We start from the raw sequence: 13,448 nt of genomic DNA, 5'->3' as shown, positions 1-13,448 counted from the left end.
GGGCCGCATGGACGGGACGAAAAAACAAACCGTGATGAAACGTTTTTATTACACATCTGATGAAATCATCGAAAAGCCTTTTAATTGGGGGCAAATGTGGCGGCTTCTAAGTTATGTGAAACCGTACAGAAAACATTTGCTGCCGCTTTCGTTTTTAACGGTGTTTATCGGAACGGCAGTCCGGCTGCTCGTTCCGGTTCTCATCGGAGTTTATGTGCTGGACAAAGCAATTACCGACAGAAATACCGGGCTGCTTGTTCAGCTGATCTTTGTCATCAGCGGGTTATATGTACTTAATTACGCTGCGAATACGTTAAGAATCCGCTGGATGAACCGGCTTGGCCAGCATGTTATTTACGATCTGAGAAAGCATTTGTTTACACATGTCCAGCGTTTGTCTCATCGCTTTTTTGACCAAAGATCGGCGGGTTCGATCTTAGTCAGAATTATGAATGATATTAATTCTCTGCAGGATTTATTTACGAGCGGCGTTATTAATCTATTAACTGACTTGCTGCTTCTTTTGGGCATTTTTGTTATTTTGTTCACTTTAAGCCCGCAGCTGACGGCGGCCATTATGATTACGCTGCCGATTATGTTTTTTATTTCGACAAGCTTACGGAAACGCATCCGCCGTTCATGGCAGACAGTCCGTCTGAAGCAATCAAAGCTGAATTCTCATTTGAATGAAAGCATCCAAGGCATCCGGGTTACACAAGCGTTTACGCAGGAAAACGAAAATATGGCATACTTTGACGGCATAAATCAGGAAAATTACCGTTCTTGGCAGGAAGCAACGAAAAAAAACGCCATTTTCAGGCCGCTCGTTGATTTGACCAATGCGGCCGGAACCGCTGTTTTGATCTGGTACGGAGCTGCATTGATGATGAACGGAGTGATTACGATAGGTGTTTTTGTTTCATTTGCGTTTTACCTGGGAATGTTTTGGGAGCCGATTTCAAGACTGGGCCAAGTGTATAATCAGCTGTTAATCGGAATGGCTTCGTCAGAACGGATATTTGAGTTTTTAGATGAGAAGCCGAATGTGAAAGAAAAACAAAATGCAGTCCGCCTTCCGCGTATAAAGGGAGATATTCAATTTCATCATGTTGAATTTTCATATGATCAAAAACGCAAGGCGCTTTCTGACGTCTCTTTCGCAGTCCCGGCGGGAACGACTCTTGCTCTTGTAGGACATACGGGCAGCGGCAAAACGACGATTGCGAATTTAATCAGCCGATTTTACGATGCGACGGGAGGGACGGTTGCAATAGACGGAATACCGATTGCAGACCTGTCACTTTCCGATTTGCGTGCAAAAATCAGTATCGTGCTTCAGGACACGTTTATCTTCTCGGGAACGATCATGGAAAACATCAGATTCGGAAGGCCGGAAGCTTCTGATCAAGAAGTCATAGAGGCGGCGAAAGCCGTCGGCGCGGATGAATTTATATCAAATCTCGCGAACGGGTATAACACCGAGGTAGAAGAGCGTGGCAATGTTTTATCTGCCGGACAGCGTCAGCTCATTTCTTTTGCAAGAGCTCTTCTTTGCGACCCTTCCATATTAATACTGGATGAAGCGACCGCAAGCATTGACACCGAAACCGAGGTGAAGATCCAGCATGCGCTGCGGACGCTTTTAAAGGACCGGACAGCGGTCATGATCGCCCATAGGCTGTCTACGATCCGTGATGCCGACCGGATTATCGTCCTTGATCACGGTAAAAAGATCGAGGAAGGAAATCACGCCGAGCTAATGAAGCATAACGGTATATACGCGGGACTCGTTAAAGCGCAGTACAGTATATCATGACAGTAAAAAATGCCTTCCCTCAGCGGAGGCGTTTTTACATAATAATGGAACGAAAACGAACTGGATTTATGTTACAATTTAGCATAAATGCGTATGCGGTAAAAAAATGAAACTTCTCCAAGCCTCATGCGTAACTATAAACTGAATATACATAGGAGGGATCAGCAGTATGGAACCAAAGGTTGAAAAAAGCAATACCGCAGTAACGGAAAAGCCGTCTCTCTTCGGCGTGATCACAAGTCCCGTTGTTCAATTTAAAAGATTAAGAGAAAAGCCGATCATAGGCATTCCGCTCTTCATTGTCATTGTTCTCATTGCAGTCGGCTATATGTTACAGGGACTGGGGATGAATTATGATGAAATTCTGAAAAGCTCGTCACTTGAGGGATTGACGGATGAACAGATAGAAATGACCAAATCCATTACGAAATACGCTACGATTTTCGGCGGCATCTTTGGCGGCATTCTCGCGCTGTTTATCGTTCCGTTAATTTATTGGCTGTGCGTGAAAATCTCAGGTGGTGTCACGACCTACAAAAAAATGCTCTCTCTCGGTCTATTCACGGCCTTTATTTCAAACATTGGCTTAGTCATTAACGGCCTTGTTATTTATTTCACTGATGCAAACTCAATTTACCGTGTCACGTCTTTGGCAAGTATCATACCCGCAGGCAAGTCAGCGGCGGCCTTTTTAAGCTCGATCGAAATCTTCAGCATCTGGAGCTATATTCTGCTTGCTGCAGGTCTGCATCACACAGGCGGCATTTCTAAAAAAGCGGCCTGTATTTCAGCAATCATTTTGTTTGTTATCATGCTCTTGTTCTCGTTTGTCGGAGGACTGGTAAATTCAGTGGCAGGTGCGTAACATGAAAAAAATATGGATCGGAATCGGCATCGCAGTTATTATCGCAGCATTCATCGGTATAAATATTTACCGGTCTGCCGCTCCCGCCGGCGGCAGCGCCGGGGAAAAGATTGAAACAGGAACCTTGGAAAAACAGGAAATCTCATCAACCGTTATGGTGCCGGGAACACTAAAATTTTCAAATGAACAGTATGTCTTTTATGAAGCTGATAAAGGCACTCTTGATAAGGTGAAAGTAAAGGAAGGGGACAAGGTGAAAAAAGGAACGTCCTTAGTTTCCTATACAAACGAGCAGCTGAACCTTGATAAAGAACAGAATGAGCTATCTGAAGAATCAAAACGGCTGCAAATCGATCAGATCACAGAAAAACTGAACACATTAAACAGCAAAGAAAAAGAACTGGCAAAGCAAGTGGGAGAAAAAGAAGCTGAAAAACAAATTGAATCTGAACGGACTGATTTACAGCTTCAGCAAAAAACGGCAGAAATTGAATTGAAGCAATCTGAGCTGCAAAAGCAATCTCTCAGAAACCAAGTGGCTGATCTTGAAGTAAAGAGCGAGATGGATGGAACGGTGATCTCGGTCAATCAAGAAGCGGCCTCTAAAAAATCAGATATTCAAGAACCGATCATACATATAGGCGACCCGGAGCATCTCATCGTAGCCGGAAGTTTGTCTGAATACGATACGCTGAAAGTGAAAAAAGGGCAAAAGGTAACGATCACCTCAGACGCCATTCCGGATAAAACGTGGAAAGGCAGAGTGACAGCGGTCGGCCTCGTTCCTGATCAAAAGTCAGGTACAGCCTCAGGCGCAGACACGGAACAAGCCGTGCAGTATCCGTTTCAGGTCAAGCTGATCGGCAGCCTTCCGGAAGGCAAACCGGGTTTTAAATTGATCATGAACATTGAAACGGACAAACGAAAAGCTGATACTCTTCCGTCAACGGCCGTCAAAAAAGAAGATAATGAACATTACGTCTTTACGATAAAAGACGGCAAGGCCAAACGGGTGAAGGTCAAAGTCGGCGATACGGCAAAGCAGATGACGGAGATAAAAGAGGGACTTTCAAAGGATGATAAAGTCATTCTGAATCCGGCTGACAGTTTGACCGACGGAACGGATGTGAAAGCGTAAATGATTCAGCTTTCAAAGGTGAAAAAGAGCTATCAGATCGGCAAGGAGACGTTTGATGTGCTCCGCTCTATCGACCTCACGATTGAAGAGGGAGAATACGTGTCGATTATGGGGCCGTCAGGATCGGGAAAATCTACGATTATGAACATTATCGGCTGCCTTGACAGACCGTCATCGGGGAGTTACAGACTTGCGGGTGAAGACGTTTCTTCCTGCACGGAAAAAGAGCTTGCAGCCGTCCGCAACAAATCAATCGGATTTGTGTTTCAGCAATTTCAGCTGCTGCCCCGTTTAAATGCGAAGAAAAATGTGGAACTGCCCATGATATACGCCGGCATCGGCAAAAAAGAACGCGAGGAGCGGGCGGAGTACGCGCTGGAAAAGGTAGGCTTAGCGGACCGGATGCTTCACATGCCGAATGAGCTGTCGGGCGGCCAAAAGCAGCGTGTAGCCATAGCAAGAGCGATTGTCAACGAGCCGAAGCTCATCCTGGCTGACGAGCCGACAGGCGCATTGGATACGAAAACAAGCATCTCCATTATGGAGCAGTTCACAGAACTGAATGCCGAGGGCGTGACCGTGGTGCTCGTCACTCATGAACCTGAGGTGGCGGACTTTACAAACAGAATCATTTTCGTCCGTGACGGCCAGATCGTTTCCCGCGATTCTGAGCAAAGGAGAGTGGGGGAATGAGTCTGATAGAAAATCTTCGGATGGCCCTCAGTTCTGTAAGAGCCCATAAGATGAGATCCATCCTGACGATGCTTGGCATCATTATCGGCGTCGGCTCAGTTATCGTCGTCGTAGCGGTCGGCCAGGGCGGCGAACAAATGCTGAAGCAATCCATCAGCGGCCCGGGCAACACGATTGAATTGTATTATCTTCCGAGTGATGAAGAATTGTCGGCCAACCCGAACGCTTTAATGGAAGCGAGCTTTACAGAAGATGATATTAATGGATTAAAAGGGCTGGACGGTGTCAAGCAAGTCGTCGCTTCCGCAGTCAAGTCCATGACGGCGCGTTATCATGAAGAAGAAACGGATATCACGCTAAACGGAATTAACAGCGGCTATATGGACGTGAAATCATTGGACGTCAAAGACGGAAGAACATTTACAGACGATGATTTTCTTGCCGGGAAAAGAGCGGGAATTATTTCGAAAAAAATGGCTGAGAAGCTGTTTGGCAAAAAAACTCCGCTCGGAAAAATCGTCTGGGCTAATGGCCAGCCGATTGAAGTTGTCGGTGTATTAAAAGAAGAAAACGGCTTTCTCTCGTTAGGCCTTAGTGAAATGTATGTGCCTTTTAACATGATGAAATCTTCTTTCGGAACGAGTGACTACAGCAATGTCTCTGTTCAGGCGGCTTCTGCCGACAGCATGAAAGCAGCGGGAAAAGAAGCGGCCCGGCTTTTGAATGACAATCACGGGACGAAAGAGTCCTATCAAGTCATGAATATGGAAGAAATTGCAGCCGGAATCGGGCAAGTCACAACGATTATGACGACAATCATCGGTTCAATTGCCGGCATTTCACTTGTCGTCGGCGGGATCGGAGTCATGAATATTATGCTTGTTTCAGTGACGGAACGGACCAGGGAAATCGGCATCCGTAAATCGCTCGGTGCGACAAGGGGACAGATTTTGACCCAATTCTTAATTGAGTCCGTTGTGTTAACCTTAATCGGCGGTCTGATCGGAATCGGCTTCGGCTATGGAGGGGCATCTCTCGTTTCTCTCATCGCGGGATGGCCGTCGCTCGTTTCATGGCAGGTCGTTTGTATTGGTGTTCTGTTCAGTATGCTGATCGGCGTTATATTCGGCATGCTGCCTGCCAACAAAGCGTCACGTTTGGACCCGATTGAAGCTTTACGATATGAATAGTCAAGAGCCCCATGCAGCCTGCATGGGGTTTTTTGGCGGGTTTTTATAGTAATGATGAATATAATAGACTTTTTTCATTTATCATAAAAGAAAATGTCATACAATTGTCCCTCTTTTTGTCGAATTTACAGTTTACAAACCCTATATACATACGTTAATATGAACAAACATGAAAGATTTTGATAGTTATTGAATGAATGTGAGCGATTTTAGTTGCTTAAAGTAAAAAAAGCGATTACAATAATCTTGTAACCAAAATGAATACGTTTTCATTAGGAGGCGGGATATGCTAACTCCTGAAAGGTATCAGTTGATTATTGATCAGATTGACAAGCGTGACGTGGTAAAGATTCAAGAGCTGATAAGCATGACGAACGCTTCTGAATCAACAATCAGAAGAGATTTATCAACACTTGAGGAGCGCGGTTTTTTAAAGCGCGTTCATGGCGGAGCGTCGAAGCTTTCCAATAGCAGGCTCGAACCGGATATGCTAGAAAAATCCTCCAAAAACCTTCAAGATAAACTGAAGATCGCTGAAACAGCTGCGGCTTTATTAGAAGAAGGCGACTGTATTTATCTTGATGCGGGAACAACTACATTGCATATGATTGAATTTATAGATAAAACGAAAGACATTGTGGTTGTCACAAACGGGGTTATGCATATTGAAGCTTTAATAAGAAAAGGCATTCCCTTTTATCTTCTCGGAGGATATGTGAAGCATCGAACAGGTGCGATGATCGGGGGCGCTTCATTAACCGCGATCAGCCAGTACCGATTCGATAAAAGCTTTCTCGGAGTCAACGGCGTGCATATTGAAGCAGGGTTTACAACACCAGATCCTGATGAAGCTCTGTTGAAGACAAAGGCAGTAAGGCAGGCAAAAACAGCGTATGTTTTAGCCGACCCTTCTAAATTTGGCGAGATTTCTTTCTCGGCGTTTGCCGACTTGAGCGACGCCGCAATCATTACCACTGACGCTGATGAACTTGCATTCGATAATTACCAAGAAAAAACTGTCGTAAAGGTAGTGAAACCATGATTTACACTGTAACTCTCAATCCGTCTGTTGATTACATCGTACACGTTGAAGATTTTACTGTAGGCGGTTTGAACCGCTCAAGCTATGACACGAAATATCCCGGCGGAAAAGGCATCAATGTTTCAAGATTGCTGAAAAGACACCATGTGCCGTCAAAAGCAATGGGATTTGTCGGCGGATTTACCGGAAACTATATTACGTCATTTTTACAGCAAGAAGGCTTAGAAACAGCTTTTTCTGAGGTGAAGGAAGACACGCGTATAAATGTAAAACTGAAAACGGGCGAAGAGACGGAAATTAACGGACAGGGCCCAATCATTTCAGACGAGGTGTTTAACGCCTTTTTAGAGCAATTCTCCGAGCTTGAAGAGGGAGATATTGTGGTTTTGGCGGGAAGCATTCCTTCTTCCTTGCCGCACAACACATATGAAAAAATAGCAGAAGTTTGCAGCAGGCAAAATGCCCGGGTTGTAGTAGACATCTCCGGAGAAGCCCTGATGAAAGCGACTGAAATGAAACCGTTTTTGATGAAGCCGAACCATCATGAGCTCGGCGAGATGTTCAATACGGTCATTGATTCCGCCGAAGCTGCTGTTCCTTACGGTAAGAAATTGATTGAACAAGGTGCTGAACACGCGATCGTTTCCATGGCTGGTGACGGAGCGCTCCTATTTACGAAAGAGGCGGTTTTCCTCGCTAACGTTCCGAAAGGAAAATTAGTCAATTCTGTAGGTGCGGGTGATTCCGTTGTAGCAGGTTTCCTTGCAGGGATTTCAAAGCAGCTGCCTTTGGAAGACGCGTTCCGCTTAGGAGTTGCTTCCGGAAGCGCGACGGCATTTTCTGAGGAGCTCGGAACTGAAGAGTTTGTAAAGCAGCTTCTTCCTGAAGTTCAGGTCACACGTCTATAGAGGAGGAATGAAAAGTGAAGATAACTGAGCTGTTAACAAAAGATACAATCCATCTGAACATAGAGAGTAAAGAGAAAGAAAACGTTATTGATGAAATGGTAACGGTGCTGGATAAAGCGGGCAGATTAAATGACAGAGAGGCTTACAAAGCAGCCATTTTGAATCGTGAAAGCCAAAGCTCAACGGGAATCGGCGAGGGCATTGCCATTCCCCACGCGAAAACAGCCAGTGTTATTAATCCGGCCATCGCATTCGGACGCTCAAAAGAAGGCGTTGATTACGATTCATTGGACGGCCAGCCGGCGCACTTAGTCTTTATGATTGCGGCTACTGAAGGAGCAAATAATACTCACCTTGAAGCATTATCAAGACTTTCTACGCTTCTTATGCGTGAAGAAATCCGCAAGCAGCTTCTCGAAGCTGAAACAAAAGACGCCATCATTGACATCATCAATCAGCACGACAAAGATGATGACGAGGAAGAAGAAGAGCAGGAAGAGCAGGCATCCCCGTCAGGCAAAGGGAAAATCCTGGCTGTTACGGCATGCCCGACAGGTATCGCTCATACGTTTATGGCAGCTGATGCGCTGAAAGAAAAAGCAAAAGAGCTCGGCGTTGAGATCAAAGTGGAAACAAACGGATCAAGCGGTATTAAGCATAAGCTGACGGCTCAGGAAATTGAAGACGCGCCGGCGATTATCGTCGCGGCCGACAAACAGGTTGAAATGGAACGTTTCAAAGGAAAACACGTTCTTCAAGTGCCTGTCACTGCCGGTATCAGACGTCCGCAAGAGCTGATTGAAAAAGCTGTAAATCAAGATGCTCCTATTTACGAAGGCAGCGGCGGTTCTTCATCTTCATCAAACGAAGACGGCCCGAAAACGAAATCAGGCAACAGCATCGGAAGCATGTTCTATAAACATTTAATGAGTGGTGTCAGCAACATGCTGCCGTTTGTAGTAGGAGGCGGAATCCTCGTTGCGATTTCATTCTTCTGGGGAATTCATTCAGCTGATCCGAAAGACCCTACTTATAATACGTTTGCTGCCGCGCTGAACTTTATCGGCGGCGACAATGCGTTAAAACTGATTGTTGCAGTGCTGGCCGGTTTTATTGCAATGAGCATTGCGGATCGCCCGGGATTTGCGCCCGGTATGGTCGGCGGTTTTATGGCTACACAAGCGAACGCAGGATTTTTAGGCGGACTGATTGCCGGATTCTTAGCCGGTTATGTTGTCATCCTGCTGAAAAAGCTGTTTGTCTTTATCCCTCAGTCGCTTGACGGTTTAAAACCGGTATTGATTTACCCGCTGCTTGGTATCTTTATTACAGGCGTACTGATGCAATTTGTCGTTAACACACCTGTTGCAGCGTTTATGAACTTCTTAACAAACTGGCTTGAAAGCCTGGGAACAGGAAATCTTGTCTTAATGGGTATTATTTTAGGCGGTATGATGGCGATCGACATGGGAGGCCCGCTCAATAAAGCGGCGTTCACCTTCGGTATTGCCATGATCGATGCCGGAAACTATGCGCCGCATGCGGCAATCATGGCAGGCGGAATGGTTCCGCCGCTGGGAATTGCGCTGGCGACAACATTCTTTAAACACAAATTCTCTAAACGCGACCGTGAAGCGGGTATTACATGTTACTTCATGGGAGCGGCTTTCGTCACAGAAGGTGCCATCCCATTTGCGGCAGCTGATCCGCTTCGCGTCATTCCAGCCGCTGTGATCGGTTCAGCGGTAGCCGGAGGCTTGACAGAGTTTTTCCGGGTAACCCTTCCTGCACCGCACGGGGGAGTATTCGTTGCCTTCATCACGAACCATCCATTGCTTTACTTAATGAGCATTGTGATCGGTGCGATTGTAACGGCGGTTATTTTAGGAATCATAAAAAAACCTGTTACTGAGAAATAAGAAAAAGCGTCCGTTACGGGCGCTTTTTTCAATCGCTTCGATATGTGCACAGCAGCGTTATGTATTTTGTTATAAATTGTGATAAAGTAAAGATGGTACATCAACTGAAACAGTGATCGTCTAGGAGGAACTACGTTGACTGAAGAACAAAAACCTGCTTCTGAAAAATCGGTAAAAAGAAAATCCAACACATATTGGGAATGGGGAAAAGCGATTATTATTGCGGTCGCACTGGCGCTTTTAATCCGCCATTTCCTGTTTGAACCGTACTTAGTGGAAGGATCATCAATGTACCCGACATTACATGACGGCGAAAGGTTGTTTGTCAACAAAAGCGTCAATTATATCGGAGAAATTAAACGGGGAGATATCGTCATCATTAACGGCGATACTTCGAAGGTGCACTATGTAAAGCGGCTCATCGGAAAACCGGGCGAAACGGTTGAAATGAAAAATGACACGCTTTATATAAACGGCAAAAAAACAGCCGAGCCTTACCTTGCAAGCAATAAAAAAGAAGCAAAGAAACTGGGAGTCAACCTGACCGGAGATTTTGGTCCCGTTAAGGTACCGAAAGGCAAATATTTCGTGATGGGAGACAATCGGCTGAATTCGATGGACAGCCGGAACGGACTCGGCTTAATTGCCGCTGATCGGATCGTGGGCACATCGAAGTTTGTGTTCTTCCCATTTCATGATATGCGTCAGACAAAATAGAAACGCCGCGCTGCCCGATTCGGACGGCCGGCGTTTTTTATTTCGCAAACGAGGCAGCTGCGGCGATGAAAAATACAGTGATCAGCACTGACCCGACAATCGCGAGGACGCTGAAAAAAAGATGCACCTGCTGCTGCTCTTTTCCCCGCTTTTGAAGCAGCTGTTTTGAAAAGATATGTGAAAACGTATAAATGAGGGCAATTCCGATATACAAGCCGATATCCTGTGCGTTAAAGCCGGTTACAGCCAAATAAACCCCCGTGAAAAAAATCAATAAACAGTATTCGGTAAGTGTTAAAAGCTTCAACTTGTTCCTCCGTGTTGATATATGTATATCACTATTGTATCACAGAGCTGTCCGTTTCGCGCATACGTGTTTTTCGACTAAGCAATTAGCAGGAAGCATTTCTCTTCCCCTTTATTCATGGTATACTTTTAATGATGATAGACACGATGGAGGATTCTAAATGATTGCTGTAAATAATGTGAGCTTACGTTTTGCGGACCGTAAGTTATTTGAAGATGTAAATATTAAATTCACGCCGGGCAATTGCTACGGATTAATAGGCGCAAACGGTGCCGGTAAATCAACGTTTTTAAAAATTTTATCAGGTGAGCTTGAGCCGCAGACGGGCGATGTTCACATGAGTCCCGGCGAACGTCTGGCTGTCTTAAAGCAGAACCACTTTGAATATGAAGAATACGAAGTGTTAAAAGTCGTTATCATGGGCCATAAGCGTCTGTATGAGGTCATGCAGGAGAAAGACGCTATTTATATGAAGCCTGATTTTTCTGATGAAGACGGAATCCGGGCCGCTGAGCTTGAAGGCGAATTTGCGGAATTAAACGGATGGGAAGCTGAAAGTGAAGCCGCCATTTTGTTAAAGGGCTTAGGAATTTCAGAAGACCTGCATACGAAGAAAATGGAAGACTTAGGCGGATCAGACAAGGTGAAAGTCCTTTTAGCACAAGCGCTGTTCGGCAAGCCTGACGTTTTGCTGCTTGATGAACCGACGAACCACTTGGATCTCAAAGCGATTCAGTGGCTGGAAGAGTTCCTGATTAATTTTGAAAACACAGTCATCGTCGTTTCCCATGACCGCCACTTTTTAAATAAAGTGTGCACACATATTGCCGATCTTGACTTTAACAAGATCCAAATTTATGTCGGCAACTACGATTTTTGGTATGAATCAAGCCAGCTTGCGTTAAAACTTTCTCAGGAAGCCAATAAGAAAAAAGAAGAGCAGATTAAGCAGCTTCAAGAGTTTGTCGCCAGATTCAGCGCCAACGCTTCGAAATCGAAACAAGCGACATCCAGAAAAAAACTTCTTGATAAAATTTCGCTCGATGATATTAAACCGTCATCACGCCGTTACCCTTACGTCAATTTTACGCCGGAACGCGAGATCGGAAATGACGTGCTTCGGGTAGAAGGGCTGACAAAAACGATTGACGGAGTCAAGGTGCTCGATAATGTCAGCTTTATTATGAATAAAGAGGATAAAATCGCGTTTACGGGTCGTAACGAGCTGGCAGTAACGACATTGTTTAAAATCATTTCCGGGGAAATGGAAGCTGACAGCGGCACATTTAAATGGGGCGTGACAACTTCTCAAGCGTACTTCCCTAAAGATAACAGCGATTATTTTGACGGCAGTGATGCGAACCTTGTTGACTGGCTCCGCCAATACTCGCCGCATGACCAAAGTGAGAGTTTCTTGCGCGGCTTCTTAGGCCGTATGCTGTTTTCAGGTGAAGAAGTCAACAAAAAATCCAACGTCCTTTCCGGGGGAGAAAAAGTGCGCTGCATGCTGTCAAAAGCGATGCTTTCCGGCGCGAACATTTTAATTTTGGATGAACCGACGAACCACTTAGACTTGGAATCCATCACAGCGCTTAACAACGGCTTAATCAGCTTTAAAGGCGCTATGCTGTTTTCTTCTCATGACCATCAGTTTGTACAAACGATCGCCAACCGTATCATTGAATTGACGCCTAAAGGCATTGTCGACAAACAAATGAGCTATGACGAATTTCTTGAAAATACAGATGTGCAGAAAAAGCTTGAAGAACTATACGCATGATAAAAAAGCAGAGGAAACTCTGCTTTTTTGCTTATAAACAAGTTTTCAATGTTCTGACTTCCTTGTAAAATAGACATAACATTTGATGTGACACGGTCGCCTGTTCAACATACATAAAGAGACGGAGGAATAAATGATGAAATTTTTAATTGTCGGAGCCGGAGGAGTAGGAGGATATATCGGTGCGCGGCTTGCAGAGAAGGGGAATGACGTCACGTTTCTCGTCCGTCAAAAACGGGCGGAGCAATTAAAACAGACGGGACTTACCGTAAAAAGCGAAAAAGGCGATGTATCCATTAAGCCGGCATTAATCAGTGCGGGAGATAAAGGGGAGTTTGATGCTGTTATCATTGCTTCAAAAGCCTATTCCCTGAAGCAGGTGATAAAAGATGTAAAATCGTTTGTACATTCCTCAACTGTCATCATTCCGTTTTTAAACGGGTACAGGCATTACAATGAGCTGTTTGACGCCTTTTCAAAACAGCAGGTGCTGGGCGGCCTCTGTTTTATTGAGAGCGCCCTTAACGAAAAGGGCGAAATTCTTCATACAAGCGCTGCTCACCGGTTTGTTTTCGGCGAGTGGAGCGGCGAACGCACCGAACGTATCAGAGAGCTGGAACAAGCATTTGCCGATATAAAGGCGGAGGTTATAGTCAGCACACATATTGAAAAGGACATCTGGAAAAAGTATATGTTTATTGCCGCCCAAGCCGGAGTGACTTCCTTGTTTCAAAAGCCGGTCGGCCCCATTTTGGATACAGAAAGCGGCCGTAATACGGCAAAACGTCTTTTTGCCGAACTCGGAGCCATATTTCGGGCTGACGGCATTCCGGCAGATCCGAATCTCGAAGAGGAGAGCTATCGTACATTGACAAGCATGGCTTACCATATGAAATCCTCTATGCTGAGGGATATGGAGAGGGGGCAAATGACCGAAGGGGACCATTTACATGGTTTTCTGCTTGAGAAAGCCAAACGTTTATCCGTGGAGACGCCCGTTTTGGAAACCGTTTGCGCCAACTTGCAAATATATGATGCGAAATAAAAAAGGAGGCCGATTCGCCTCCTTTTTT

Annotated in this window: 12 protein-coding genes; 11 read left to right on the top strand and 1 reads right to left on the bottom strand. The window is 45.2% G+C overall.

Features of this window, described 5'->3' with window-relative positions; genetic code table 11:
• Positions 1 to 7 precede the first annotated feature (7 nt).
• From KY305_RS06360 to sipT, 9 genes are all read left to right on the top strand, one after another.
• Complete coding sequence (locus tag KY305_RS06360) at positions 8 to 1,816, top strand: ABC transporter ATP-binding protein (protein WP_223061828.1); 1,809 nt, start codon at positions 8 to 10, stop codon at positions 1,814 to 1,816.
• Positions 1,817 to 1,985: 169 nt separating this feature from the next.
• Complete coding sequence (gene yknW / locus KY305_RS06355) at positions 1,986 to 2,681, top strand: YknW family membrane protein (RefSeq protein ID WP_223061827.1); 696 nt, start codon at positions 1,986 to 1,988, stop codon at positions 2,679 to 2,681.
• 1 nt (position 2,682) lies between these two features.
• Positions 2,683 to 3,819, top strand: coding sequence for an efflux RND transporter periplasmic adaptor subunit (locus tag KY305_RS06350; RefSeq protein WP_223061826.1), 1,137 nt, complete (start codon positions 2,683 to 2,685; stop codon positions 3,817 to 3,819).
• The gene (locus KY305_RS06345; RefSeq protein WP_223061825.1) at positions 3,820 to 4,512 is read left to right on the top strand and encodes an ABC transporter ATP-binding protein; all 693 of its coding nucleotides are present in this window, start codon (positions 3,820 to 3,822) and stop codon (positions 4,510 to 4,512) included.
• The gene (locus KY305_RS06340; protein ID WP_223061824.1) at positions 4,509 to 5,702 is read left to right on the top strand and encodes an ABC transporter permease; all 1,194 of its coding nucleotides are present in this window, start codon (positions 4,509 to 4,511) and stop codon (positions 5,700 to 5,702) included. Before KY305_RS06345 ends, KY305_RS06340 begins: the two co-directional genes overlap by 4 nt.
• A gap of 286 nt (positions 5,703 to 5,988) precedes the next feature.
• Entirely contained in the window at positions 5,989 to 6,744 is a 756-nt protein-coding gene (locus KY305_RS06335) for a DeoR/GlpR family DNA-binding transcription regulator (protein ID WP_223061823.1), read from the top strand.
• Positions 6,741 to 7,652 (top strand): 1-phosphofructokinase, encoded by a 912-nt coding sequence (gene pfkB / locus KY305_RS06330; RefSeq protein WP_214799596.1) that lies wholly within the window; start codon positions 6,741 to 6,743, stop codon positions 7,650 to 7,652. The genes KY305_RS06335 and pfkB overlap by 4 nt, the downstream gene beginning before the upstream one ends.
• Before the next feature lie 14 nt (positions 7,653 to 7,666).
• Entirely contained in the window at positions 7,667 to 9,571 is a 1,905-nt protein-coding gene (locus tag KY305_RS06325) for a PTS fructose transporter subunit IIABC (protein ID WP_223061822.1), read from the top strand.
• A gap of 135 nt (positions 9,572 to 9,706) precedes the next feature.
• The gene (gene sipT, locus KY305_RS06320; RefSeq protein ID WP_223061821.1) at positions 9,707 to 10,288 is read left to right on the top strand and encodes a signal peptidase I sipT; all 582 of its coding nucleotides are present in this window, start codon (positions 9,707 to 9,709) and stop codon (positions 10,286 to 10,288) included.
• Positions 10,289 to 10,325: 37 nt separating this feature from the next.
• Here sipT and KY305_RS06315 read toward each other — a convergent pair whose 3' ends face one another.
• Complete coding sequence (locus KY305_RS06315) at positions 10,326 to 10,595, bottom strand: hypothetical protein (protein ID WP_223061820.1); 270 nt, start codon at positions 10,593 to 10,595, stop codon at positions 10,326 to 10,328.
• Positions 10,596 to 10,755: 160 nt separating this feature from the next.
• Between KY305_RS06315 and KY305_RS06310 the strand changes: the two genes are divergently transcribed.
• A complete protein-coding gene (locus tag KY305_RS06310) occupies positions 10,756 to 12,375 on the top strand; it encodes an ABC-F family ATP-binding cassette domain-containing protein (protein ID WP_061522045.1) in 1,620 nt (539 codons plus the stop codon).
• 136 nt (positions 12,376 to 12,511) lie between these two features.
• A complete protein-coding gene (locus KY305_RS06305; RefSeq protein ID WP_223061880.1) occupies positions 12,512 to 13,420 on the top strand; it encodes a ketopantoate reductase family protein in 909 nt (302 codons plus the stop codon).
• The last annotated feature ends 28 nt before the right edge of the window (positions 13,421 to 13,448 follow it).

The organism is Bacillus sp. YC2 (assembly GCF_019891195.1).
Classification (GTDB): domain Bacteria; phylum Bacillota; class Bacilli; order Bacillales; family Bacillaceae; genus Bacillus.
The sequence above is the reverse complement of the archived record's forward strand: the minus strand, read 5'-3'. Positions and strand labels throughout refer to the sequence as shown.

Bases quoted from the DNA above. Each gene is read 5' to 3' on its own strand.
- KY305_RS06360 (WP_223061828.1), top strand. From the start codon at position 8: ATGGACGGGACGAAAAAACAAACCGTGATGAAACGTTTTTATTACACA.
- yknW (WP_223061827.1), top strand. From the start codon at position 1,986: ATGGAACCAAAGGTTGAAAAAAGCAATACCGCAGTAACGGAAAAGCCG.
- KY305_RS06350 (WP_223061826.1), top strand. From the start codon at position 2,683: ATGAAAAAAATATGGATCGGAATCGGCATCGCAGTTATTATCGCAGCA.
- KY305_RS06345 (WP_223061825.1), top strand. From the start codon at position 3,820: ATGATTCAGCTTTCAAAGGTGAAAAAGAGCTATCAGATCGGCAAGGAG.
- KY305_RS06340 (WP_223061824.1), top strand. From the start codon at position 4,509: ATGAGTCTGATAGAAAATCTTCGGATGGCCCTCAGTTCTGTAAGAGCC.
- KY305_RS06335 (WP_223061823.1), top strand. From the start codon at position 5,989: ATGCTAACTCCTGAAAGGTATCAGTTGATTATTGATCAGATTGACAAG.
- pfkB (WP_214799596.1), top strand. From the start codon at position 6,741: ATGATTTACACTGTAACTCTCAATCCGTCTGTTGATTACATCGTACAC.
- KY305_RS06310 (WP_061522045.1), top strand. From the start codon at position 10,756: ATGATTGCTGTAAATAATGTGAGCTTACGTTTTGCGGACCGTAAGTTA.
- KY305_RS06305 (WP_223061880.1), top strand. From the start codon at position 12,512: ATGAAATTTTTAATTGTCGGAGCCGGAGGAGTAGGAGGATATATCGGT.